General features: G+C 63.8%; 23 protein-coding genes. 4 read left to right on the top strand and 19 right to left on the bottom strand.

Annotation, left to right across the window (positions count from 1 at the left end):
• Positions 1-78 precede the first annotated feature (78 nt).
• The 7 genes from L8F45_RS08850 to L8F45_RS08880 form a co-directional block, all read right to left on the bottom strand.
• The gene (locus tag L8F45_RS08850; RefSeq protein ID WP_342362510.1) at positions 79-1,059 is read right to left on the bottom strand and encodes a peptide ABC transporter ATP-binding protein; all 981 of its coding nucleotides are present in this window, start codon (positions 1,057-1,059) and stop codon (positions 79-81) included.
• Positions 1,056-2,078 (bottom strand): ABC transporter ATP-binding protein, encoded by a 1,023-nt coding sequence (locus L8F45_RS08855; protein WP_342362511.1) that lies wholly within the window; start codon positions 2,076-2,078, stop codon positions 1,056-1,058. Before L8F45_RS08855 ends, L8F45_RS08850 begins: the two co-directional genes overlap by 4 nt.
• Positions 2,079-2,080: 2 nt before the next feature.
• Positions 2,081-2,986: an ABC transporter permease subunit gene (locus L8F45_RS08860; protein WP_342362512.1), complete on the bottom strand. Its 906-nt coding sequence runs from the start codon at positions 2,984-2,986 to the stop codon at positions 2,081-2,083.
• Between the two features lie 51 nt (positions 2,987-3,037).
• Positions 3,038-4,048 (bottom strand): ABC transporter permease subunit, encoded by a 1,011-nt coding sequence (locus L8F45_RS08865; RefSeq protein ID WP_342362513.1) that lies wholly within the window; start codon positions 4,046-4,048, stop codon positions 3,038-3,040.
• A 68-nt stretch (positions 4,049-4,116) separates the two neighbouring features.
• On the bottom strand, positions 4,117-4,941 hold the full coding sequence (locus L8F45_RS08870) for a M55 family metallopeptidase (protein ID WP_342362514.1): 825 nt from the start codon (positions 4,939-4,941) through the stop codon (positions 4,117-4,119).
• Between the two features lie 62 nt (positions 4,942-5,003).
• Positions 5,004-6,614: an ABC transporter substrate-binding protein gene (locus L8F45_RS08875; protein ID WP_342362515.1), complete on the bottom strand. Its 1,611-nt coding sequence runs from the start codon at positions 6,612-6,614 to the stop codon at positions 5,004-5,006.
• Positions 6,615-6,688: 74 nt separating this feature from the next.
• Positions 6,689-8,284: an ABC transporter substrate-binding protein gene (locus L8F45_RS08880; RefSeq protein WP_342362516.1), complete on the bottom strand. Its 1,596-nt coding sequence runs from the start codon at positions 8,282-8,284 to the stop codon at positions 6,689-6,691.
• A gap of 361 nt (positions 8,285-8,645) precedes the next feature.
• On the opposite strand from L8F45_RS08880, the gene L8F45_RS08885 reads away from it, so the two are divergent.
• From L8F45_RS08885 to L8F45_RS08900, 4 genes are read left to right on the top strand one after another with little or no spacing between them, the layout of a single operon-like run.
• Positions 8,646-10,400, top strand: coding sequence for an alkaline phosphatase (locus tag L8F45_RS08885; protein WP_342362517.1), 1,755 nt, complete (start codon positions 8,646-8,648; stop codon positions 10,398-10,400).
• Positions 10,401-10,450: 50 nt separating this feature from the next.
• On the top strand, positions 10,451-10,921 hold the full coding sequence (locus L8F45_RS08890; RefSeq protein WP_342362518.1) for a hypothetical protein: 471 nt from the start codon (positions 10,451-10,453) through the stop codon (positions 10,919-10,921).
• A 1-nt stretch (position 10,922) separates the two neighbouring features.
• The gene (locus tag L8F45_RS08895) at positions 10,923-11,606 is read left to right on the top strand and encodes an ABC transporter ATP-binding protein (RefSeq protein ID WP_342362519.1); all 684 of its coding nucleotides are present in this window, start codon (positions 10,923-10,925) and stop codon (positions 11,604-11,606) included.
• Complete coding sequence (locus L8F45_RS08900; protein WP_342362520.1) at positions 11,603-12,883, top strand: FtsX-like permease family protein; 1,281 nt, start codon at positions 11,603-11,605, stop codon at positions 12,881-12,883. The genes L8F45_RS08895 and L8F45_RS08900 overlap by 4 nt, the downstream gene beginning before the upstream one ends.
• Positions 12,884-12,896: 13 nt before the next feature.
• Here L8F45_RS08900 and dhaK read toward each other — a convergent pair whose 3' ends face one another.
• The 12 genes from dhaK to L8F45_RS08960 all read right to left on the bottom strand — a co-directional run bounded on the left by dhaK (position 12,897) and on the right by L8F45_RS08960 (position 22,885).
• Positions 12,897-13,880 (bottom strand): dihydroxyacetone kinase subunit DhaK, encoded by a 984-nt coding sequence (dhaK, locus tag L8F45_RS08905; protein WP_342362521.1) that lies wholly within the window; start codon positions 13,878-13,880, stop codon positions 12,897-12,899.
• Positions 13,877-14,332, bottom strand: coding sequence for a hypothetical protein (locus L8F45_RS08910; protein ID WP_342362522.1), 456 nt, complete (start codon positions 14,330-14,332; stop codon positions 13,877-13,879). Before L8F45_RS08910 ends, dhaK begins: the two co-directional genes overlap by 4 nt.
• Positions 14,329-15,933, bottom strand: coding sequence for a phosphoenolpyruvate--protein phosphotransferase (locus tag L8F45_RS08915; RefSeq protein WP_342362523.1), 1,605 nt, complete (start codon positions 15,931-15,933; stop codon positions 14,329-14,331). Before L8F45_RS08915 ends, L8F45_RS08910 begins: the two co-directional genes overlap by 4 nt.
• Positions 15,934-15,938: 5 nt before the next feature.
• Positions 15,939-16,217 carry an HPr family phosphocarrier protein gene (locus L8F45_RS08920; RefSeq protein ID WP_342362524.1) on the bottom strand — a complete coding sequence of 93 codons (279 nt, stop codon included), beginning with the start codon at positions 16,215-16,217 and terminating at the stop codon, positions 15,939-15,941.
• A 26-nt stretch (positions 16,218-16,243) separates the two neighbouring features.
• The gene (gene dhaM / locus L8F45_RS08925) at positions 16,244-16,642 is read right to left on the bottom strand and encodes a dihydroxyacetone kinase phosphoryl donor subunit DhaM (RefSeq protein ID WP_342362525.1); all 399 of its coding nucleotides are present in this window, start codon (positions 16,640-16,642) and stop codon (positions 16,244-16,246) included.
• A gap of 3 nt (positions 16,643-16,645) precedes the next feature.
• Positions 16,646-17,248: a dihydroxyacetone kinase subunit DhaL gene (gene dhaL / locus L8F45_RS08930; RefSeq protein ID WP_342362526.1), complete on the bottom strand. Its 603-nt coding sequence runs from the start codon at positions 17,246-17,248 to the stop codon at positions 16,646-16,648.
• Positions 17,249-17,250: 2 nt separating this feature from the next.
• Positions 17,251-18,264 (bottom strand): ABC transporter ATP-binding protein, encoded by a 1,014-nt coding sequence (locus tag L8F45_RS08935; protein ID WP_342362527.1) that lies wholly within the window; start codon positions 18,262-18,264, stop codon positions 17,251-17,253.
• On the bottom strand, positions 18,257-19,375 hold the full coding sequence (locus L8F45_RS08940) for an ABC transporter ATP-binding protein (protein ID WP_342362528.1): 1,119 nt from the start codon (positions 19,373-19,375) through the stop codon (positions 18,257-18,259). Before L8F45_RS08940 ends, L8F45_RS08935 begins: the two co-directional genes overlap by 8 nt.
• Positions 19,376-19,378: 3 nt before the next feature.
• Complete coding sequence (locus L8F45_RS08945; protein ID WP_342362529.1) at positions 19,379-19,603, bottom strand: hypothetical protein; 225 nt, start codon at positions 19,601-19,603, stop codon at positions 19,379-19,381.
• Positions 19,600-20,568 carry a carbohydrate ABC transporter permease gene (locus tag L8F45_RS08950; protein ID WP_342362530.1) on the bottom strand — a complete coding sequence of 323 codons (969 nt, stop codon included), beginning with the start codon at positions 20,566-20,568 and terminating at the stop codon, positions 19,600-19,602. The genes L8F45_RS08945 and L8F45_RS08950 overlap by 4 nt, the downstream gene beginning before the upstream one ends.
• Entirely contained in the window at positions 20,565-21,497 is a 933-nt protein-coding gene (locus L8F45_RS08955; RefSeq protein ID WP_342362531.1) for a carbohydrate ABC transporter permease, read from the bottom strand. Before L8F45_RS08955 ends, L8F45_RS08950 begins: the two co-directional genes overlap by 4 nt.
• 110 nt (positions 21,498-21,607) lie before the next feature.
• Entirely contained in the window at positions 21,608-22,885 is a 1,278-nt protein-coding gene (locus tag L8F45_RS08960; RefSeq protein ID WP_342363399.1) for an ABC transporter substrate-binding protein, read from the bottom strand.
• Positions 22,886-22,971 lie beyond the last annotated feature (86 nt).

Consider the following 22,971-nt stretch of genomic DNA (forward strand, 5'->3'; position numbering starts at 1 on the left):
AAAGCGATGACGTGGCCCGTCACGCTGTGATGACGCGATGTGATGACGCGAAATGTCATGCGGCGATGATGCGGCGCATCACGCTGCGGCCTTGAGAAAGTCCTCGGCGAAGTGGCACGCGACCATGCGGTTGTCGAGCGTGCGCGGCGCGGGCCTTTCAGCGCGGCAGCGATCCTTCACATAGGGGCAGCGTGTCGAGAACACGCATCCCTTCGGCGGATTGAGCGGCGAGGGCAATTCGCCGCGCAACACGATGCGCTCGCGCTTCGCGCCCGATGTGTTCGGCGTCGATGCGAGCAGCGCCTGCGTGTAGGGATGCAATGGTCGCGCGAACAGCGCATGCTTCGGGCCCTGTTCGATCGAATGGCCAAGATACATCACCATCACATCATGCGCGATGTGCCTGACGACGCCGAGATCGTGCGAGATGAAGAGATAGGCGAGCTTCAGCTCTTCCTGGAGATCGGCGAGCAGGTTCAGCACCTGCGCCTGGATCGACACGTCGAGCGCCGACACCGGCTCGTCCGCGACCAGCAGTTTCGGCGACAGCATGAGCGCGCGCGCGATCGCGATGCGCTGGCGCTGGCCGCCAGAGAACATGTGGGGATAGCGCACATAATGCTCGGGCCGCAGGCCGACTTTCGCCATCATGGCGCGCGCCTTCTCCGTGCGCTGGGCCTTCGGCAGGTCGGTGTTGATGAGCAGCGGCTCTTCGAGGATCGTGCCGATCTTCTTACGCGGATTGAGCGAGCCATAGGGGTTCTGGAAGACGAACTGCACCGTGCGGCGGAGCGTCTTCGCGTCTTGCCCGGAAGGCGAGACCGCGTCCTTGCCGTCGAGCGTCAGTGCGCCCGATGTCGGTTTCTCGATCAGCGTCACCATGCGCGCGAGCGTGGATTTGCCGCAGCCGGACTCGCCGACCACAGCGAGCGTCTTTCCGGCTTTGACGGAGAAGGAGACGCTGCTCACCGCATGCAGATGGGCGGGCGCGCGGAAGAGGCCGCGCTTGATCTCGTAGACCTGCCGGAGTTCGCGGGCTTCGACGACGGTCGCGCTCATGCCGCGTTCTCCGGCTGCGCGACAAGGCCGCCCGCGGCCATGTTTCCAGCGCGCTCGGGATCGCCGAGCGGATAGTGGCAGCGGATTTGGCCGCCCTGCCATTCGCGCAGCGCCGGGCGCACATTGCGCGAATGATCGGTGGCGTAGGCGCAGCGCGGACTGAACAGGCAGCCGCGCGGGCGATCGTGAAGGCCCGGCACCATGCCGGGGATCGTGGCGAGACGCGTGTCGTTCTCGCTGCGCTCCGGCAGCGCCGACAGCAGCGCGGCGGAATAGGGATGCTGGGGGGCTTCAAAGAGCGCGCCGACCTTGCGCTCCTCCATGATCTGGCCGGCATACATCACCATGATGCGCTGCGCGGTCTCGGCGACGACGCCCATATTGTGCGTGATCAGCACCAGCGCCATGCCGCGGTCGCGCTGCAGCGACATCAGGAGGTCGAGGATCTGCGCCTGAATGGTGACGTCGAGCGCGGTGGTTGGCTCGTCGGCGATGAGCAGGCGCGGATTGCAGGCGATCGCCATGGCGATCATCACGCGCTGGTTCATGCCGCCGGAGAGCTGATGCGGATAGGCTTTCAGGCGGCTCTCAGGCGCGGGGATGCCGACCTGCTCCAGCAGCTCGATGGCGCGCTTGCGCGCTGCGGAGTTGCTCATGCCCTCATGCAATCTCAGCGTCTCGGCGAGCTGGAAGCCGATGGTGAAACAGGGATTGAGGCTGGTCGTCGGCTCCTGGAAGATCATCGCGACGTCCTTGCCCGTGAGCTTGCGACGATCGCCTTCCGACATTGTGAGCAGATCGCGCCCGGCGAAGGCGAGCTTGTCGGCCTTCACGCGTCCGGGATAGGCGACGAGGCCCATGAGGGCGAGCATGGTGACGCTCTTGCCCGATCCGGATTCGCCGACGACGCCGAGGATTTCGCCCTCGTCGAGCTTCATGCTGACGCCGTCGACGGCGCGCAGCACGCCCGACGAAGTCGGAAATTCGACGCTCAGATTTTCGATTTCGAGAAGAGACATGATCAGCGTTTCAATTTTGGATCGAGCGCGTCGCGCAGACCATCGCCGAGGAGATTGAAGGCGAGGACGGTGATGAGGATCATGAGGCCGGGGAGGGTGACGACCCACCAGGCGCGCAGCACGAATTCGCGCGCGTCGGCGAGCATGGTGCCCCATTCCGGCGCCGGCGGCTGGGCGCCGAGGCCGAGGAAGCCGAGCGCCGCGGCGTCGAGGATCGCGGTCGAGACGCCGAGCGTCGCCTGCACGATCAGCGGCGCGGTGCAGTTCGGCAGCACCTCGCTGAACATCAGGCGCAGCGTGCCTGCGCCAGTGACGCGCGCCGCGACCACATAGTCCTTCGACGTCTCGGCGATGACGGCGGCGCGTGTGATGCGGACATAGTGCGGCAGCACGACGATCGCGACGGCGAGCATGGCGTTCATCAGGCCGGGCCCGAGGATCGCGACGATGACGATCGCGAGCAGCAGGCTTGGCAGCGTCAGCACGATATCCATCGCGCGCATGATGACGATTTCGGTGACGCCCTTGAAGAAGCCTGCGACGAGACCAAGGACGATGCCCACCACGATCGCGATCGCCACAACGGCGATGCCGATCACCAGTGAAAGGCGCGCGCCATAGAGCAGGCGCGAGAGGATGTCGCGGCCGATTGCGTCGGTGCCGAGGGGATAGCTCAGCGATCCACCCTCCTGCCAGAAGGGCGGCTTCAGGAAGACCGTGTTGTTGGTGACATAGGGCGAGTGCGGCGCGATGAAATCGGCGAAGAGCGCCAGCAGCAGCACGAGACAGATGACGACGAGGCCGGCGACCGCGCCGCGATTGGCGCTGAAATACCCCCAGAATTCGCGCAGGGGATGGGGCGGCCCGGACGGCGCTGCCGTTGGGATGTTGATCGTCTCGGCGCTCATGATGCGCGCTCCGCCGCGAAAATTCGATGAGATGAGAGATGTCTTGTCATGTCAGCGCGTATGCCTGATGCGCGGATTGATGAGGCCGTAAAGCAGATCGACCAGGAGGTTGACGCTCATCACGACGACGCCGATCAGCAGCGTTCCGCCCTGGAGCACGGGATAGTCGCGGCGGCTGATCGCCTCGATCAGCCATTTGCCGACGCCCGGCCAGGAGAAGATGGTTTCGGTGAGAATGGCGCCGGTGAAGAGCACGCCGACCTGCAGGCCGATCACCGTCACCACCGGAATGAGCGCGTTGCGCAGCGCGTGCAGCGCAATCACGCGTATGGGCGCAAGGCCCTTGGCGCGCGCCGTGCGGATATAATCTTCGCCGAGCACTTCGAGCATGGCGGAGCGCGTCATGCGGGCGATGACAGCGAGCGGCACGGTGCCGAGAACGATCGTCGGCAGAATGAGATGCGACAGCGCCGAGCGGAATGCGTCGAAATCGCCGGCGAGCAAACTGTCGATGAGGAGGAAGCCCGTCACCGGCTCGATGAAATATTGCACGGCGATGCGGCCGGAGACCGGCGTAATCCCAAGCTGCACGGAGAACAGCAGGATCAGCAGCAGGCCCCACCAGAAGATCGGCATGGAGTAGCCGGTGAGCGACAGGCCCATCACGCCATGATCGAAGATCGAGTTTCGTCTGACTGCTGCGAGAATTCCTGCGGGCAGGCCGATGAGGAGCGCGAACAGAATGGCGCAGACGGCGAGCTCGATCGTCGCCGGGAACAGCGCGGAAAACTCCGTGATGACGTTCTCGCGCGTGACGATCGACTTGCCGAGATCGCCATGGAGCACGCGGGCGATATAGATGCCGTATTGCACGAGCACCGGCTGATCAAAGCCGAACTCCTTGCGCAGGGCTTCGTGACGGGCCGGATCGATGCCGCGTTCGCCGGCCATCGTTTCGATGGGATCGCCCGGCACCAGCCGGATGAGGAAGAAGGCCAGCAGCGTGATGCCGATGAAAGTCGGGATGACGAGGCTGACGCGGGTGAGAATGAAGCGCAGCATTCTGGAGCTATTCTAGTTCTGTCGCGGGACGCCAGCAATCGGCCGGCGGGAAGGGCGGATTGGAAGCGTCATTGCAGGGTGGCGTTGTATCCCAGCGCGAACACCATGAAGCGCTGGAGGTCGAGAATGTCGTCGGCGATGTAGCGGATGGTGAAGGCGTCGAGCCGTTCGACGCCCTTGAGCAGCGCGATATATTCGACTGGCTGGCGATAGAGGTAGTTCACATCAAGCGTGATCGGGCTGGGGATGACGTAGGGCTTGATCGACGCGCGCCGATCGATCGCCTTCTTCACGCCGGCCGAGATCAGCTCATAGGAAGCGGTCGGCGTGATCGTGCGCGCTGACAGGCGGCTGTGCGCCCATTTCACCGTCACCGCCTCGATGTCAGGGAGAAAAGCGCGCGTCTCGTCAATGCAGACGTCGTCGCCGCTGACGAGGAGAACAGGCGTTCCGAAATGACCGGCGATCGCAGCGTTGATGCCGGCCTCGGGGACGGAGACGCCGTTCACGCGCACTTCGCGCAATGACACGCTGCGGAAGGTATGCGCAAGGATGCCGCCGGGATTGGTCGCGCCGGCGTGATAGCCGATGAACAGCGCGCCGGCGTAGTCGCCGACCTCCATGCCCTGCATCATCGATAGCGGGCGAGGCGAAGCGCGCACCACCTGAACCTGAGGAGGCAAGCGGTCGAGCAGCAGGTTCTGCATGTTGCCATGGCTGTCGCTGATCACGACTTCGGTCGCGCCGCTCTCGAAAGCCGCGTTGGCGGCCGCCGCGACGCTGTCGGTCATCCAGACGCGCGCCGACTGATATTCAAATCCTTCCGGCCGCGTATGCTCGCGCGTGACAACGCCGGCGATGCCTTCGATATCGGCGGAAATATAGATACGCACTTGCGCCCCTCCGTTCTTTTTATTGGCGGGCGGCGCGGATAACTCTCGCGCCGCCCGCAAGCTCACTTGGCGAGCGAGACGCCGTAGAAGGGCTGGCCGCCGAAGAAATGGATCTTGTAGTCCTTCACATTCTTCGTGACCGGCGTGAACGCGGTCGCGTTCGCGAACAGGAGGCCGCCGACGTCGTCGCTGAAGATCTCCTGCATGCGGATGAAGAGTTTGGTGCGCTCGGCCTGATCGCTGATCGTGTTGGCCTTGGTCAGGAGGTCTGAGAATTCCTTGTTGCACCAGCGGGCGCGATTGGCGCCGGTCTGCACGCCGGCGCAGGTCCAGCCCGACAGGAGAATCTGGCTGGGATCGGGATAATCCCAAGTGTAGCCGAACATGCCGACTTCATGCTCGCCGGCGCGCCCGCGCTTGAGATACTCGCCCCATTCGTAGGTCTGGATCGTCGCCTCCACGCCGATCTTCGCCCAATCGGCTTGCACGAGTTCGGCGGTGCGGCGGCCGTTCGGCATGTAGGCGCGGACCACGGGGATCGCCCACAGCACCGTCTTGAAGCCTTGGGGATAGCCGGCCTCCGCTAGCAACTGTTTGGCCTTCGCGGGATCGTAGGGGCGTGGTTTCAGCGCGTCGTCATGCGACCAGAGCGACGGCGGGATCAGCGCGTTCGCCTGTTTGCCGGTGCCCTGATAGACCGCCTCGATGATCGCGGGGATGTTGGTCGCATAAACCAGCGCCTCGCGGACGCGCTTGTCGTCGAACGGCTTCTTCTGCTGATTGAAGGCGAGAAAGCTCTGATCGGCGATGGTGCCGGAGAGAAGATTGATGCCCGTATCAGCGCGCATCGCCGGGAGATCGCCGGGATTGGGATAGCGGGCGATCTGGCATTCGTTTGATTTCACCTTGGCGTAACGCACCGCGGCGTCCGGCGTGATGACGAAGACGAGATCGTTGACGAGCGCCATGCGATCGGGATCGCCTGCCTTCTTGGTCCAACTGTCGGCGAAAGCGCGGAAGCGGATCGTCGCATCCTTCTGATAGGCCATGAAGGTGAAGGGGCCTGTTCCGACGGGCCATTGATTGACCTGATCAGGCGTGTTCGCCTTCATCATCACATCAGCGTATTCAGCCGACAGGATCGACATCGGTTCGACCGACAGCGCGCTGAGGAATGGCGAATAGGGGCGCGTCAGCGTGACCTTGACGGTGTAGTCGTCGACCTTCTCGATCGATTTGAAGCTTGGCTTCACGATCTCGCCGAAAAACTGATAGTTCGAGCCGCCGACCTTGTAATAGGGATGGTTTTCATCCGACATGCGGTTGATCGAATACATCACGTCGTCGGCGTTGAAGTCGCGCGTCGGCGTGAAGCCCTTCGCGGATTGCCATTTCACGCCGCGCCGCAGCTTGAACGTGTAGATGGTTCCGTCTTCGGAAATCGTCCAGGACTCGGCGAGGCTCGGAACGATCTCCGATCCGCCGCGCTTGGCCACCACGAGCCGGTCATAGACCTGCGCCGCGACATCGAACGCGGTGTTTTGGCCGGTAAATTGCGGATTGAGAAAGTCGGGACTGGCTTCCGTGCAAACCACCAGAGTCTGCGCGCCTGCGGCGCCAATCTGCAGTGCAAGTCCCACCGCCGCAGCGGCGACAAAAGATCGAACCGACATCTCAACCTCCATTTTGAAAACGGGCGCGGCTTTTGCAGCCGCGCCCGGTCATTAATGCATAGGCCGGGCCAGCGTCAGTTGATGTCGACGCCGTAGAAGGTGTGACGGCCGAAAGGCGAGAGCAGGAAGTCCTTCACTTCCTTGCGCACCGGCTTCAACTGCACCGCATGCGCGATGGTGAACCAGGGCGACTGCTCCTTGAAGATCGCCTGGGCGTCACGATAGAGCTTGTCGCGCTCCGCCTGGTTCGACACGGACTTGGCCTTCAGCACCAGATCCTCGAAGGGCTGATAGCAGAACTTGGCGACGTTCGAGCCGTTGGTCTTGGCGGAATCGCAACCCAGCAGCGTGTGCAGGAAGTTGTCCGGATCGCCATTGTCGCCCGTCCAGCCGAGCATGCCGCTCTGATGCTCGCCATTCTGCATGCGCTTGCGGTACTCGCCCCATTCGAACGACTTGATTTCAGCCTTGACGCCGACCTTGGCGAGGTCCGCCTGCATCAGCTCTGCGATGCGCTTGGCGTTCGGATTGTAGGGACGCTGCACCGGCATCGCCCAGAGATCCATCTCGAAACCGTTGGGATAACCTGCGTCCGCCAGCGCTTTCTTGGCCGCTTCCGGATCGTAGGGATCATCCTTGATAGTGTCGTTGTACGACCACATCGAGGGCGGGATCGGATTGATCGCCGCGACGCCGCTCGAGAGATAGACCGCGTCGATGATCGCCTTCTTGTTGATCGCCATGTTCACGGCGTGACGCACCTTCACATTGTCGAAGGGCTTCTTCGTCGTGTTGTAGGCGAGATAGCCGATGTTGAGGCCGGGCTGTTCGAGAATCTGGACGTTGGCGTCCTTCTTCATCGCTTCGAGATCGGCCGGATTCGGATAGGGCATAATGTGACATTCGCCCTTCTGCAGCTTCGCCCAGCGCACGGAAGAGTCCGGCGTAATCGCGAAGATGAGATCATCGATCTTGGCCTTGCCCGCCCAGTAATTCGCGAACGCCTTGTAACGGATGATCGCGTCCTTCTGATACTGCACGAGATAGAAGGGGCCGGTGCCGATCGGGTCCTGGTCGATCTTCTCAGGCGTGCCCGCCTTCAGCATCGCGTCGGCGTATTCCTTCGACTGCACGCTGGCGTACTGCATCGCGAGGTCGGAGAGGAATGGCGCTTCCGGACGGTTGAGTGTGATCTTGACCGTGAGATCGTCGACCTTCTCAACCGACTTCAGCAGCTTCGGCATTCCCATGTCTTCGAAATAGGAATGGTTCGAGCTCGTCACCTTGAAGAAGGGGTTCGCTTCCTTCCACATGCGCTCGAGGGTGAAGATGAAGTCGTCGGCGTTGAAATCGCGCGTCGGCTTGAACGCCTTGTTGGCATCGTGCCACTTCACACCCTTGCGCAGGTGGAACGTATAGACGGTGCCGTCTTCGGAGATATCCCACTTCTCCGCGAGCGCCGGCTGCACCTTGGTGCCGCCGCGCTCGAACTGCACGACCGTGTCATAGATCTGGGTGTTGGCGTCGAACGATGTGCCCGTGGTGTTGACGCCGGGGTAGAAATTCTCGGGGCTCCCCTCTGAGCAATAGACAAGCGTCTTCGCCGACAGGGGCGCGGCCGCCATCAGCGCCGTCGCCGACAGGGCGGCCAGCAAGAGTTTCTTTTTCATTGGATCCTCCATGACGGCGAGCGCCGTCCTTGGCGGTCAGTTGCGTTAGCCGCATGGGCCAAGTCAATGGTTGCGCAACAGCCGTCCGGACGGATTTTCTGCTTTGGACCCCCAACTTTTGGAGAATTTCTTGCGCGTTCCCCCCTTGTTCTCGGCATCAAATGCTGATCCGGTTCTAAATTGTGTCTGCGCGCCTGCGGCGCTTCGTCTGTCGCTGCGCATCGGCGAGGTCGAGTTCTCCGCGCCCCGGTTGGTGTCATGGGGCTGACATCTGCTGCCCGTATCGCGCAGGCGCTGAATCCCGCGGCTCTCCGCGTCCCGATTTCCGGGCGCGCCGGGCCGCTCACGAAAGGGGCACTCCATGAAGCATGGATGGTTGGCTGCCGTCGCGCTCGCGGCGATCCCGGGGGCGGTGAACGCCCAGACGATCTATCCGCTCGATCGCGCGACGATGCTCGCAGGCGCGAAGTTCGACATGAAGGTCGAACTCCCCGCCGTGGTCGCGCGCGGCGATGTGACGGTCACCATCAATGGCGAGGACGCCGAGAAGGCGCTCGGAAAATCGTTCACCTTCATGGAGAAGGAAGATGGCGGTTCGGCTTCCTCGCTGATCGTCCGCGACGTCTCGCTCGCGAAAGCTGGCGACTACAAGATCGAAGTCAAGGCTGGCGACAAGGGCAAGACGGTCAACTGGTCCGTCTATGGCACGCCGGCGCCGCGCGTCGCCAAGAACGTGATCTTCCTGCTCGGCGACGGCATGTCGGTCGCGCACCGCACGGCCGCGCGCATCATGTCGAAGGGCAATCGGGAGGGTAAGGCGGTCGGCCGCCTCAACATGGACGATCTGCCGGCGATGGCCTTCATCGGTACGTCCTCGACGGACGCGATCGCCGCGGACAGCGCCAACACGATGAGCGCCTACATGACTGGCCACAAGTCGGCCGTGAACGCCATCGGCGTCTACGCCAGCCGCGCCAAGAATTCGCTCGACCACCCGAAGCAGGAAACGATCGCCGAGATCATCCGTCGCAACACCAGGATGTCGATCGGCATCGTCTCTGGCGCCGAGTTGCAGGACGCGACGCCGGCCGCGGTCGTCGGTCATACGCGCCGCCGCGCCGACAAGGCCGAGCTGATGGCCGATCTGTTCAACGTCAAGCCGGAAGTGATCCTCGGTGGCGGCTCGGCCTATTTCCTGCCGCAGAAGACTCCGGGCTCGAAGCGCAAGGACGACATCGATTATTTCGCCAAGTTCAAGGACGAGGGTTACGCTCTCGCCACGACGGCGGACGAAATGACGAAGGCCGCGCGCGAGAACAACAGCGGCAAGCTGCTCGGCGTGTTCCATCCCGGCAATATGGATGTGACGCTTGACCGGCTGCTGCTCAAGAAGGGCACCGTGCCGAAGTTCCCGAACCAGCCGGGCACTGTCGAGATGATGCAGGCCGCGCTCAGCGTGCTGTCGCGCAATCAGGATGGCTTCTTCCTGATGGTGGAGGGCGCCTCGATCGACAAGATGTCCCACCCGCTCGACTGGGAGCGCTCGGTGTTCGAGATGATCGAGTTCGACAAGGCTGTCGGCGTCGCGCGCGAATTCGCCCGCAACAATCCCGACACGCTCATCATCGTCACGCCTGACCACACCCATGGCGTATCGCTGATCGGCACGATCAATGACGATAAGCCAGGCGACGAGATGCGCGAGAAGGTTGGCACCTACGCCGACGCCGGCTTCCCGAATTACGTCGACTCCGATGGCGACGGCTATCCCGACCGCGTCGACGTGTCCCGCCGCCTCGCCATGTTCGCGAACAACTTTCCGGACTATTATGAGACGTTTCGGCCGAAGCTCGATGATCCGTTCGTGCCGGCGATCCAGAACGACAAGAAGCAGTATGTCGCGAACGAAGCCTACAAGAATGTCCCCGGCGCGGTGCTGCGCATCGGCAACCTGCCGAAGGACGCGGACACCGGAGTTCACGCCGTTGACGATGCTGTCCTTCAGGCCCAGGGTCCGGGCTCGGAAAAATTCCGGGGCTACATGGAGAACAGCGACGTGTTCCGTGTGATGGCTGAAGCGCTGGCGCTCGGCCAGACCATGGTTGCGCAGAAGTGAAGTCACTGTGGAGGGCGGATCGCCGCCCTCCCTCCATTCCGGAGCAGGGAATGTCCGCATTCTCGTCCATTCGCCTTTCGCGCCGGTCGGCTGTCATCGCCGCCGGCGCGTTTGGCTTCACGGCCATCGCCGACCGCGAGGCGCTGGCGGCGCCGGCTGATCTGGCGTTTGAGGATCTTTACGGCGCGATCGGCGTGCTCGGCATGAGTTTCTCCGATCGGGTCAAGGAACTGGCGGGCAAGCCGGTCAGGATGCGTGGCTTCATGGCGCCGCCGCTGAAAGCGGAAGCGAATTTCTTCGTGCTGACCAAAATTCCGATGGCGCTTTGCCCCTTCTGCTCGTCGGACGCGGATTGGCCGAGCGACATTGTCGTTGTCTATCTCGGCGCGAAGCAGACCTTCGTGCAGTACAACGCGCCGATCGATGTGGAAGGCGCGCTCGAATACGGGGCCTGGACCGATCCGGACACGGGATTCGTCAGCCTGCTGCGCCTGCGCGACGCCCGCTTCCGGACGGCCTGACATGGATCTCGTGATGCGCGGCGTGGCCGCGCGTTACCCCGGCCTGCCCAAGCCGGTTCTCGACGTTCCCGCCTTGTCGATCGCCACGGGTGAGCGCGTTGCGGTGATGGGGCCGTCGGGCGCGGGCAAGACCACGCTCATCAATATCGCCGCCGGTCTCGATCGGCCTGATGAAGGCGAAGCGCGCTGGGGCGGCGTCGATATCGCGGCGATGAGCGAGGCGCGCCGCGACGCCTGGCGCGCGCGTCATGTCGGGCTCGTCATGCAGGATTTTCATCTGTTCGCCGGCCTGAGCGCGATCGACAATGTGCTTCTGCCGCAGCAGTTGCGCGCCTGGTCGATCGATCGCGGTGCGGTCGCGCGCGCGGAAGAATTGCTCCGCAAGGTCGGTCTATCGCGCGCAGCGCAAAAGATCGAAACCATGTCGCGCGGCGAGATGCAGCGCGTTGCGGTTGCGCGCGCATTGCAGATGAAGCCGTCGATCATCGTCGCGGACGAGCCGACCGCTAGCCTCGACAGTGACAGCGCCATCGCGGTCGCGGACCTTCTGCTCGCGCTGACTGCTGAAGCGGGGGCGACGCTGATCGTCGTCACTCACGACGAGGCGCTTGAGGGGCGTCTTTCGCGCATCATCAGGCTCGAGGGCGGTCGCATCGCGACGCCGCATTTGCCGGCGGCTGCATGATTTTCCTGCGATTCATTGCGGCTGATCTCCGGCGGCTGTGGCTGGGGTCTTTCGTCGTGGTGCTGTTGATCTCAGGCGCGACGGGTCTCGGTCTCTCGATCAACCTTCAGGAGCGGGCGCTGCGTCTTGGCAGCGCGCGCGCTGCGGAGCGTTTCGACCTCGTCGTGGGCGCACCGGGCGGCGACACGCAACTCGTGCTGTCCTCAGTGTTCCTGCAACCTTCGCCGTTGACGCTATTGTCGGGCTCAATCTTTGAAAAGCTCGCCGCCGATCCGCGCGTGGCGATGGCGGCGCCCGTCGGCTTCGGCGATTCCTTCGACGGCATGCCGATCGTCGGAACTACTGCCGAGCTCGTGACCGATGGCGGCAAGGCCGCTCTCGCCGAAGGCCGCAACATCGAGACGATCGGCGAGGCCGTGATCGGCGCGCGCGTGCAACTCGCGATGGGCGCGACCATCAAGCCGATGCATGGGCTCGCAGGCGAGGGCGGCCACACGCATGCCGAGCTCTCCTACAAGGTGGTTGGCCGGATGGCGGCGACGAATACGCCGTGGGATCGCGCCATTCTTGTTCCGATCGAAGCCGTCTGGCGGCTCCATCACATGGAGGCGCGCCCGAACTACGAGTCCGGCCCGCTTCAGCCGACCGCCAATGTTCGCGCCGCGCTCGCGACCGCCAAAGACGATGACGGCGATCACGATCATGACGCGCCAGATCATCTCGGTCCGCCCTGGCGCAATGCGCCCGGTGTCCCCGCGATCTTCGTCAAGGCGAAGACAATCGCCGACGCCTATCGGCTGCGACAGGAATATCGCACCGAGGCGACGCTTGCGGTCTTTCCGGGCGAGGTGCTGGCGCGATTGTTCGCGACGCTTGGCGACGCGCGCGCTGTATTGGCCGCCGTCGCGACGGCGACGCAGATTCTGGTCGCCGCGGCGATCGTGCTTGTCTGCGTGATGCATCTTGCGCAACGACGCGCCCAGATCGGCGCGCTGCGCGCCTTCGGCGCCTCGCGGCTCGCCGTGTTCTCGCTCGTCTGGATCGAGATGCTTGTGCTTCTGCTGCTTGGCGTCGCGCTCGGAATCGTCTTCGGCTGGGGCGGCGCGAAGCTGTTCACGGCGTGGCTCGCGCGAACGAGCGGCGTCGTCGCGCCGGTGGAGTTCACAGGCGAAGACGCGGCATGGATCGCGATCCTCATCGCGGCCGGCATGGTCGTCGCCGCAGCGCCGGCGATGCTCGCTTATCGCGGCTCGCCGGCGGCGGCGATGCGGCGCTAGTTCGCGTCGCCGATCACCATCTCAGCGCAGCGGCGTGGACCGGCGCGTCCCACAGCGCCGTCAATGCATCGTCGAGCGTCGTGACCGTCAGCGAGCAACCCGCCATTTCAAGCGACGTGACATAGGAGCCGACAAGTCCGCGCGCGATTGGCAGGCCGCGGCTATCCATGATGCGTTTGGCGGAGTTCGCCATGAGATAAAGCTCCATCGCCGGCGTGCCGCCGAAACCGTTGACGAGCAGCAGGCAAGGCGTCCCGCTCTTTGGCGCGAGTTCGCCGAGGATCGCGCCCATCATTTCATCGGCGATGGCGTCGGCGGAGCCGAGCTTCACACGGCGACGCCCAGGCTCGCCATGGATGCCGACGCCCATCTCCATTTCATCATCGCCAAGCGAGAAGGTCGGCTTGCCGGCGGCCGGCATGGTGCAGGAGGTCAGCGCGACGCCCATGGAGCGCGTGCGCTTGTTGACCTCCTCGCCCAGCGATCTGAGCGCCCTGAGATCGCGTCCCTGTTCGGCGGCTGCGCCGACGATCTTCTCGACGATCATGGTGCCGGCGACGCCGCGGCGGCCGGTCGAATAGGTCGAGGTCTCGACTGCGACGTCGTCGTCGGTGACGACGGTCGCAACTTCGCCGCCGGCCATTTCCGCCGCCATCTCGAAATTCATCACGTCGCCTTCGTAATTCTTCACGATGAAGAGCACGCCGGCGCCGGTGTCGACCGCCTGCGACGCCGCCAGCATCTGGTCTGGCGTCGGAGACGTGAAGACCTGGCCGGGGCAGGCGGCGTCGAGCATGCCGACGCCGACGAAACCTGCATGCAGCGGTTCATGACCTGAGCCGCCGCCGGACACGAGCCCGACCTTGCCGGATTTCAGCGTCCTGCGACGAACGAACTTGTCATCCTCGCCGAGGGTGAGGATGTCGCCATGGATAGCGGCGAGGCCGTGCAGGCTCTCCGACAGGACCGTGTCGACTCCATTGATCAGTTTCTTCACGAACGTCCTCCCGCATTTTCTGTATCTTCATCCGGAGCGCCCGCCGGGATCAGCGAAGCCAGCCCGCGCGCTACGGCGATCACGATATGATCGGCGCGCGCATTCATCTCGGGGTCGCCGAAGTCAGGCAGTTCGACGACCAGGCGGCGCATCGGATGAAGCGCGCCTTCGGAATCAAGCCGGCCAGGATGCGCGGCGCGATAGGCGGCAAGAAACGCCTGTTTCTCCTGCGGCCCGAAATGGCAGATATGGAAGATGGTTTCGAGATGTTGGGCGGGCACCGGCGTCGCATAGGCCGGATTGACGATCTGCGAGATGAAGCTGCGGTTCTTGCCGATGGCTTCCGCAAGACGCTGGCGTGTGCCGGAAGGCCTGTTGTCGATGACGGTCCGCAGGATCGCCTTGTATTCGGCGAGCGGCGAGGCGTCGGTTATCGCGGGCGCGTCAGTCATGGGATCGCCCGAGACGCGGCGAGATCGACGCTGCGGATCGCTTCCTTTGTCATCGCGAGAAGCCCCGGCGAGACCGATACGCAACGAACGCCGGCGCGCAACAGCGCTTCGATGGCGCGCGGATCGCCGCCGGCGTCGCCGCACAGGCTCACTTCGCGACCGCTTGCGACGCCATGCGCGGCGACATGCGCGATCATGGCGAGAACGCCGGGATGAAGCACGTCGGCATAGGCTGCGACGTCAGACGCGTCGCGCGCGGCCGCCGTCGCATATTGCGTGAGATCGTTTGAGCCGATGGAGAAGAAGGCGGCGTCGAACGCTGCGATCGCCATCGCCGCGGCGGGAACCTCGACCATGATGCCGAGCTGAGGAGTCGCGTGCGGCAACCCTTCTTCCGCCAGTTCGGCCAGTGTTTCATTCAGCAGCCGCCGCGATTGCTCGAGTTCGTCAGGCGTCGTCACCATCGGCAGCATGATCTTGAGCGGGCCAGCGCTCGCGGCGCGCGCCAGCGCGCGAAGCTGAATCCTGAAGACGTCCTTGTGTCGCAGCGAAAGCCTGATCCCACGCAAACCGAGGAAGGGATTGCTCTCGCCATCGATGGTGTAGCCCGCGATCGGCTTGTCGCCGCCGGCGTCGAGCGTGCGGATGGTGACGGGTTTTCCCTCCGCCCAGCGAAGCAGATCGGCATAGAGCTGATATTGCCGCTCCTCATCGCGAAGCGCTTCCTCGGCGAGAAACTCCGTGCGTGTCAGCCCAATTCCATCACAAGCCTCCACCGGAAAATCGCGCACATCGGCGAGGCCGGCGACATTGATCATGACAGCAATGGGCGCACCATCGCGCGTGATTGCGGGCTCGCGCTTGCGCGCCTCGGCGTCATCGCGCGCGCGGTTCAATTCGTCGCGCTGAAGGCGCACGCGTTCGATCGTCTCCGCGGACGGTTCCGCCAGCACCACCCCGGTGACGCCATCCACAACAGCGGCGCCGGTGATCGCCTGCCATTGCGGGCCGAGCCCGACCACCATCGGCACGCCGCGTCCGCGCGCGAGCATCGCCACATGGCTTGTCGGGCTGCCGCCGCCGAGCGCAATGCCGCCGCCGCGCGACCAGTCGATGCCCAGGAAAGAGGAGGGCGGAAGGTCCTCCGCGACGATGATGGCGCCAGGAGGCGCGTTTGTTGGTTCAGGCAGATCGAACAGGCGGCGCAGCACGCGATCGCGGATATCGACGAGATCGGCGGAGCGCGCGCGAAAGTAAGCGTCGTCGGACGCTTCATATCCCGCGATCTCGGAGTCCATGGTGTCGGTCCAGGCGCGCTCCGCGGCGACGCCCTGCGCGATTTCGGCATAGGCGCCTTCAGTCAGTGCGTCGTCCTCCAGCAGCGCGACCTGAAACCCGACGATTTCGGCTGCGTCGCCTTCGAGGCGCGCGGCGAGCGCGCTCACATCGCGCAGCGCCAATGCGACCGCGTGGGACAGCGCCTTTCTTTCGTCGTCAGCGGAGCCTTTTTCGCGGCGCAGGCCCGCAAGCGCGCGGAACGCCACCGCAGGTCCGTAGGCGAAGCCCGCCGACGCCGAAAGCCCGGAAAGCCGGCGCTCCATCGCATTCATTCCTCGTCGAATTTCCGGGCGACGATGTCGACCAGCGCGGCGACGGCGGCCTGCGCGTCCTCGCCCATGGCCTGGAAATGCAGCGTTTCGCCCTGCGCCGCCTTCACCCGCATGATCTTCACCGGGCTCTTGGCGTCGGTCCAGGGGCCGCTCTCGCTGGTCGCGACCTGAATGCTCGCCGAAAACCGCTTGGCCGTCTGCGTCAACTTCACGGACGGGCGCGCATGAAGCCCGACCTTGTTGGTGAGAAGCGCGCTTGCTTTCACCGTCTGCATACTCTCATTCCTTTCCAGTCGGCTTTTCACGCCGACGCCAGTTCTTCGGCGGTCGCGCGAACGACGGCGAGCGGCGAGCCGCCCGACGCCTCCGTCGCCGCCATGACCGCCCCCTCGACGATGGGGGCGTTGCAAATCACGATCCGGTCCCGCCGCTCCTCCGGCATCATCTCGACTGCCATCTCGCTGTTGGTCTCGGCGCCGCCGAGATCGACGAGAATGGCGACGCCGGATTCGGACCAGGCGTGATCGATCGCGGTCATGATGGAGGCGACATCCGTGCCAAGCCCGCCGTCGGCGTTGCCGCCGGCCGTGGCGAGCGGGACGCTGTCGCCGACCATCTGGCGCACCATGTCTGCGGCGCCCTCGGCGACCTTGCGCGAATGCGACACGATGACGATCCCGACATTCGAGCGCGATGGCATCCTTCAGACTCCGAAATTTGAGCAGATCGCCGAAACGAGCAGCGCGGATGAGCGCGCGCCGGGATCGACATGGCCGATCGAGCGGTCGCCCAGGAAAGACGCCCGGCCGCGGATCGCCTTGAGCGGCGCGGTCGCTTCGGCCGCTTCGGCGGCGATTACGGGCAGTGTGCTTGCAAGATCGGATGCTCCGTCGGCTATCGCCGCATGCACGGGCCCCAGCACATCAAGCATCGTCTTCTGCCCGAAATCCGACTTGCCGCGCGCCTTCACCGCCTCGATTGCGGCGCCAAGCGCGCGCGCCGCGTCATCGAGGGAAGGCTGCGGCGGAATCTCCTTGCCCAGACTCATGAAGAGCGTGCCGTACAGAGGCCCCGACGCGCCGCCGACCTTCATGACCAGCGCCATCCCGATCGCTTTCAGCGCCTCGGGCAGTGGCTTGGCGGCCGTCGCGTCGACATGTTCAAGCACATTCTCAAAGCCGCGCTTCATGTTCAGACCATGATCGCCATCGCCGATCGCCTGATCGAGCGCGGTCAATTCCTCCGCATGCGAGATCATCGCGTTCGCCATGGACAGGATCAGTTTCTTCTGAAGCGCCGCGTCCATGCTCACCTCACGCGCAGGCCGTCGGCGCCGAAGAAAAGCGGCTGGCGCAAGCCAACCGACACCATGTCGCCGACGCCGAGACCGTCATCGGGATCGACGAGGCTCACGATCCGCTGGCCTGAGAGATCGATGTGGAGATGGTTCTGATCGCCCAGCCGTTCGATCCAGTTCACCTTGCCGGTCGCTCCACCATTCCTGGCGCGCCCGATCGCGAGATGTTCGGTGCGCGCGCCGATCGTTTCCGTTCCCGACGGCGCCGGCGCCTCCGGGAAGAGGCTCCGCGGCATCAGATTGATCGAGGGGCTGCCGAGTCTCGTCGCGACATAGACGCTGGCCGGATCTTCATAGATCGCGCGCGGCGGGCCGACCTGCGCCAACCGCCCGCGTTCGATCACGCCGATGCGCGACGCCAGCGTCATCGCCTCGGTCTGATCGTGCGTCACATAAAGCATGGTCGCGCCGAGGTCCTGCTGAATGCGCTTGAGCTCCACGCGCAAATCCGATCGCAGTTTGGCGTCGAGCGAAGAAAGCGGCTCATCCATGAGATAGACGGACGGGCGGCGGACCAGCGCGCGGCCGATCGCGACCCGCTGCATCTGGCCGCCTGATAATTCGGTCGCGCGGCTCTGCAGCTTGCTTTCGATCTTCAGAAGCTTCGCCACGTCGTGGACGATGCGGCGGACGGCGTCCTCCGGCGTGCGACGGGTCGGCGATCGTAGGGGGAAAGCGAGGTTGTCGAATACGCTGAGATGGGGATAGAGCGAATATTGCTGGAACACGAAGGCGACGTCGCGAGCCGCCGGCGCAAGCGTGGTGACGTCGACGCCGCCAATGGAGACGCTTCCTTCATCAGGCGTTTCAAGGCCGGCGACCAGGCGCAGAGTCGTCGTCTTGCCGGCGCCAGTCGGACCCAGCAACACGATGAACTCGCCGTCGCGGATCGACAGCGAGAGATTGCTGACCGCGCTGACCTGGCCGAAGCGCTTCGAGATATGACTGAGGATGATCTCAGCCATGTCGAGTTCCCGTCGCATGCGCATCGCGCGCGCTGTCGATTGCCTTTCCCGTCGCCGCATCGAACAGCGACAGCCGTTCAGCGCGGAACGCCACGCTCACCCTGTCGCCCGCGATGGCGCGCGCATGAGCCGGGGCGCGGGCCTTGATCGAACCGCGCGGCGTGATCAGCGTGATGATCTGGTTGGTGCCGAGATATTCAGCGCCGAAGACTTCGCCGGGAATCGCGTCCGGCGCGCCGAGGCGATCGCTGATGATGATCTGTTCCGGCCTGACGCCGAGAGCAAGCGGGCCCGGGTTGCGCGTTTCGCGCAACGCCGGCACGGCGATCGTCGCGCCGTCAATCGTCACCGACGTGTCGCCTGTGGCAAGGCCGCTTTCGAAATGGATGAAATTCATCGCGGGCGAGCCGATGAAATCGCCCACGAACATGGACGCCGGGAAATCATAGATATCCTGCGGCGCGCCGAGCTGTTCGATTTCGCCTTCATTCATCACGGCGATCTTGTCGGCCATCGACATCGCTTCGAGCTGGTCATGGGTGACGTAGACCGTCGTCGCCTTCAGCCGGTCGTGAAGCGCGCGCAATTCGCCGCACATGAGATGCCGGAACTCGGCGTCGAGCGCGCCCAGCGGTTCGTCCATCATGAAGGCCTTGGGTTCGCGCACGATCGCGCGGCCGAGCGCGACCCTCTGCCTGTCGCCGCCGGACAGGCCGGACACGGATTTGTTGAGCAGATGCTCGATGCGCAGGATGCGCGCGGCGTCCTCGACGCGCTTTCTGGTCTCTTCCCGCGGCACGCCCATCGACACCAGCGGAAAGGAAATGTTCCGGCGCACATTCATGTGGGGGTAGAGCGCGAAGAGCTGGAACACCATGGCGATGTCGCGTTCGCGCGCGCGCCTGAAGGTGACATCTTCGCCGTCGAGCAGGATGCGGCCGGAGGTGGGCAGTTCGAGCCCGGCGATCATGCGAAGAGTCGTCGTCTTGCCGCAGCCGGACGGGCCGAGCAGGCAGAAGAAATCGCCATTCTCGACGGTGAAGTTCGCGTTGCGGACGGCGGTGAAGCCGCCGAACTGCTTGACCAGATTGTCGACCCGGATCTCAGCCATCGCCTACTCCGGGAACTTGCTGACGATGGCGAACATCACGACGCCGGCGAGCGTGGTGATGAAGGAATAGCTGTAGAGCGTCAGAGAGAATGGCTGCAGCAGCATGAGGACGCCGGCCGTGATGAGAGCGCTCGCGGTTGTCTCCATCGGTCCGCGCCTGAGGGATCGCGGCCAGCGCGAGCGCGGCGCCTCTGCGGTGTCGAGGACGGGATCAGCAGGCGATGTCATTTGCGCACCGCGCCGAATGTGATGCCGCGCAGCAGATGTTTGCGCAGCAGCACCGTGAAAACGAGAATCGGGATCAGGAAGAGCGTCGTTCCCGCGGCGACAGCGGGCCAGTCCTGCCCGCCTTCGCCGATGATGATCGGGATGAAGGGCGGCGCGGTCTGCGCCGCGCCCGAGGTCAGCAGCACCGCGAAGGCGTATTCGTTCCAGGCGAAGATCAGACAGAAGATCGCGGTCGCGACAATTCCCGTGGTCGCCTGCGGCAGCACCACCTTCCAGATCGCCTGCAGCCTGGTATAGCCGTCGATCATCGCGGCTTCCTCATATTCGCGCGGGATTTCGTCGATGAATCCCTTGAGCAGCCAGACGGCGAGCGAAACGTTCACCGAGGTGTAGAGCAGGATCATGCCGATCCGCGTGTCGGAGAGGCCAAGCTCGCGATACATGAGGTAGATCGGGATCGCGATGGCGATCGGCGGCATCATGCGCGTTGAGAGAATGAAGAAGAGCAAATCATCCTTCAACGGAATCTTGAAGCGCGAGAAGGCGTAAGCCGCCGCCGCGCCAAGAAGCACCGACAGGAAGGTCGAGCCGAACGCGATGATCAGCGAATTGATGAAGCGCGGCGTATAGTTCGACGGCCCGACGACGACCATGCTGCGGGAGCGCGTGATCTCCTCGCAGGCGCCATTCGGCGGCGGCAGCGCGTTGATATAGTCCTGGGTCTGGCGCGATCGTGTGTTAAAGAGATTACAGAAGCCTTCGAGCGACGGCTGGAAATCGACGAAGGGCAGCACTTTCGGGGGATAGGAGATCGAGTCCGGCGGCGTCTTGATGCTGGTCAATCCGATCCAGATCAGAGGCGTCAGCGCAAGCAGCGCATAGAGAATGACGATGAAGCCTGCGGCCAGCTTCGCCGGGCCGCTCGGCTCGACGACGGAATGCGCGGTGGAGACGCCGCTTCTCATCGCGCCTTCACCCGGTTGAGCGCCTTCACATAGATATTCGCGAGGCCGAAGATGGCGACGAACATGATGATGGCGAAGGCGGAGGAATAACCCGTGCGCCAGGCTTCGAAGGCCGCGCGCTTGAGCGTGATGGAGGCGAGCTCCGTCGTCGATCCCGGCCCGCCTGACGTCAGCAGGTTGACCATGTCGAACATCTTGAAATTCTCGATGCCCCTGAACAGCACCGCCAGCATGATGAAGGGCAGGCACATTGGCAGGGTGATCGAGATGAACTGCCGCCAGTTCGAGGCGCGATCCACTTCCGCCGCCTCGTAGATGTAGTCGGGGATCGATCGCAGCCCGGCGAGACAGATGAGCATGACGTAGGGCGTCCACATCCAGGTGTCGACGATAATGATCGCCCAGGGACTCAACTGAACGTCGCCGAGCATCTGGAAAGAGGAGGGGGGAACGCCGGTGAAGAAGGAAATGACGTAGTTGAAAAGGCCGATCTGCGGTTGATAGAGGAAGGTCCAGAAATTACCGACGACGGCGGGCGAAAGCATCATCGGAATGAGAATGATCGTTGTCCAGAAGCCATGGCCGCGGAATTTGCGGTCGATGAAATAGGCGAGCGCGAAACCGATCACCGTCTGCAGAAGGATCGTCCAGAAGACGAAATGCGCCGTCGCCTGCATGCGCTGCCAGACGTCGGGATCGGTGAGGATGGTCTGGTAGTGCTCGATGCCGACATCGCGCAGCGGCGCGTTCGGCCGGTTGGCGCGATAGTTCGTAAATGAGAGCCGGATCGTCCAGATCAGCGGGAAGAGATTGATCGCAAGCAGCAGGATCATCGTCGGCGCGATGAACAGCCACGCGATCGCCCGGTCGGACAGCCCGCGCGCATGGCGAACCAGCGCTGCGGGCACCGGCATCGCCCCTTTGCTCATGATCGCCGGTCGCTCACTCATATTCATGCCGCGAAGGTCCCGGCTGACATATCAGAGCGGATCGCGTCGTGGCGCGATGCGATCCGCTCGCTTTCTCATCGTGACGGCGATCAGATCTTGCCGTCTTCCTTGAACACTTTCGTCCAGTCCTGGATCAAGCTGTCGAGCGCCTGCTTCGCAGTTCCCTGATCGGCGACGACATAGTCATGCGTGCGCTTCTGCATCGCCTGCAGGAGCTGCGCATAGGACGGCTCCGCCCAGAAATCGACCACTTCGCCCATGGCCACGAGGAAATCGCCTGCGAAAGGCGCCGACTTCGCGAAGCTGGGATCGTTGAGAACGCCCTTGTGGCAGGTGTAGCCGCCGAGCTCCCACCATTTCTTCTGCACGTCGAGAGAGGCGAACCACTTGATGTAGGCGAGCGACTCCGCCTGGTTGGGCGAGTAGGACACGACCGAAATGCCTTGTCCGCCGAGCTGCGAACCCTTCACCTTCTCGCCGGGATTGACGAAGAATCCAATTTTGTCGCCGCCGACATTCGGGTCCTTGTAGAGGCCGGGGAAGAAGGCGAACCAGTTCATCTGCATCGCGACCTGACCGGATTTGAAGGCGTCGAGACCTTCCTGCATGTAGGCGTTGGAATAGCCCGGCGGCGTGCAGCACTTGTAGAGCGCCTTGTAGAATTCGAGACCCTTCACGGCGTCGTCGGAATTGACGAATCCGTTCATGCTGTAGGGCTTCTTTGGGTCCTGATACTGGAAGCCGAAGGTGTAGAGCGAATTGGCCACGCCCATGGTGATGCCTTCCGAGCCACGCTCGGTGAAGATCGCGGCGCCATAGACCTTCTTGCCGTCGATCTCACGACCCTGGAAGAATTCGGCGATCTGCTTCAGTTCGGTCTGCGTTTTCGGCGGCGCGAGATCACGATTATATTTCGCCTTGAACTCGGCTTGCAGCGCCGGCCGCGAGAACCAGTCCTTGCGATAGGTCCAGCCGAGCGCATCGCCCATCGCGGGAAGAGCCCAATAGTTCGGCGTGTTCTTCGGCCATTCGGCGTAGCCGGTCACGGTCGCCGGCATGAAGTCGGTGATCTTGATGCCTTCCTTCTCGAAGAAGCTGTTCAGCTTCACATAGTGGCCGTTTTCAGCGGAGCCGCCGATCCATTGGGAGTCGCCGATGATGAGGTCGCAGAGTTTGCCCTTCGAGTTGAGCTCGTTGAGCATGCGGTCGGCGAAATTCGGCCAGGGCACGAATTCGAACTTCATGCCGACGCCCGTCTTGGCGGTGAAATCTTTCGACAGCTCGACAAGAGCGTTGGCGGGGTCCCAGGCGGCCCAGCACAATGTGATGGTCTTGTTCTGCGCATGCGCCGCCGGCGCAGCCAGCATGGTCGCGGCGGCGGCCGCAGCCAGCGCCCACTTCCTCATGATCGCCATTTCTTTCCTCCCTTGGGCGCCGTCGCGGGCGACCGTCA

The organism is Terrirubrum flagellatum, assembly GCF_022059845.1.
Classification (GTDB): domain Bacteria; phylum Pseudomonadota; class Alphaproteobacteria; order Rhizobiales; family Beijerinckiaceae; genus Terrirubrum; species Terrirubrum flagellatum.

Coding starts and splice junctions, on each gene's coding strand:
- L8F45_RS08945 (WP_342362529.1), bottom strand. CDS start 19,603: ATGACATCGCCTGCTGATCCCGTCCTCGACACCGCAGAGGCGCCGCGC.
- L8F45_RS08885 (WP_342362517.1), top strand. CDS start 8,646: ATGAAGCATGGATGGTTGGCTGCCGTCGCGCTCGCGGCGATCCCGGGG.
- L8F45_RS08955 (WP_342362531.1), bottom strand. CDS start 21,497: ATGAGCAAAGGGGCGATGCCGGTGCCCGCAGCGCTGGTTCGCCATGCG.
- L8F45_RS08910 (WP_342362522.1), bottom strand. CDS start 14,332: ATGACTGACGCGCCCGCGATAACCGACGCCTCGCCGCTCGCCGAATAC.
- L8F45_RS08865 (WP_342362513.1), bottom strand. CDS start 4,048: ATGCTGCGCTTCATTCTCACCCGCGTCAGCCTCGTCATCCCGACTTTC.
- L8F45_RS08890 (WP_342362518.1), top strand. CDS start 10,451: ATGTCCGCATTCTCGTCCATTCGCCTTTCGCGCCGGTCGGCTGTCATC.
- L8F45_RS08850 (WP_342362510.1), bottom strand. CDS start 1,059: ATGAGCGCGACCGTCGTCGAAGCCCGCGAACTCCGGCAGGTCTACGAG.
- dhaL (WP_342362526.1), bottom strand. CDS start 17,248: ATGGACGCGGCGCTTCAGAAGAAACTGATCCTGTCCATGGCGAACGCG.
- L8F45_RS08855 (WP_342362511.1), bottom strand. CDS start 2,078: ATGTCTCTTCTCGAAATCGAAAATCTGAGCGTCGAATTTCCGACTTCG.
- L8F45_RS08960 (WP_342363399.1), bottom strand. CDS start 22,885: ATGCTGGCTGCGCCGGCGGCGCATGCGCAGAACAAGACCATCACATTG.
- L8F45_RS08920 (WP_342362524.1), bottom strand. CDS start 16,217: ATGCAGACGGTGAAAGCAAGCGCGCTTCTCACCAACAAGGTCGGGCTT.
- L8F45_RS08935 (WP_342362527.1), bottom strand. CDS start 18,264: ATGGCTGAGATCATCCTCAGTCATATCTCGAAGCGCTTCGGCCAGGTC.
- L8F45_RS08900 (WP_342362520.1), top strand. CDS start 11,603: ATGATTTTCCTGCGATTCATTGCGGCTGATCTCCGGCGGCTGTGGCTG.
- L8F45_RS08895 (WP_342362519.1), top strand. CDS start 10,923: ATGGATCTCGTGATGCGCGGCGTGGCCGCGCGTTACCCCGGCCTGCCC.
- L8F45_RS08880 (WP_342362516.1), bottom strand. CDS start 8,284: ATGAAAAAGAAACTCTTGCTGGCCGCCCTGTCGGCGACGGCGCTGATG.
- L8F45_RS08915 (WP_342362523.1), bottom strand. CDS start 15,933: ATGGAGCGCCGGCTTTCCGGGCTTTCGGCGTCGGCGGGCTTCGCCTAC.
- L8F45_RS08875 (WP_342362515.1), bottom strand. CDS start 6,614: ATGTCGGTTCGATCTTTTGTCGCCGCTGCGGCGGTGGGACTTGCACTG.
- L8F45_RS08860 (WP_342362512.1), bottom strand. CDS start 2,986: ATGAGCGCCGAGACGATCAACATCCCAACGGCAGCGCCGTCCGGGCCG.
- L8F45_RS08950 (WP_342362530.1), bottom strand. CDS start 20,568: ATGAGAAGCGGCGTCTCCACCGCGCATTCCGTCGTCGAGCCGAGCGGC.
- L8F45_RS08940 (WP_342362528.1), bottom strand. CDS start 19,375: ATGGCTGAGATCCGGGTCGACAATCTGGTCAAGCAGTTCGGCGGCTTC.
- dhaM (WP_342362525.1), bottom strand. CDS start 16,642: ATGCCATCGCGCTCGAATGTCGGGATCGTCATCGTGTCGCATTCGCGC.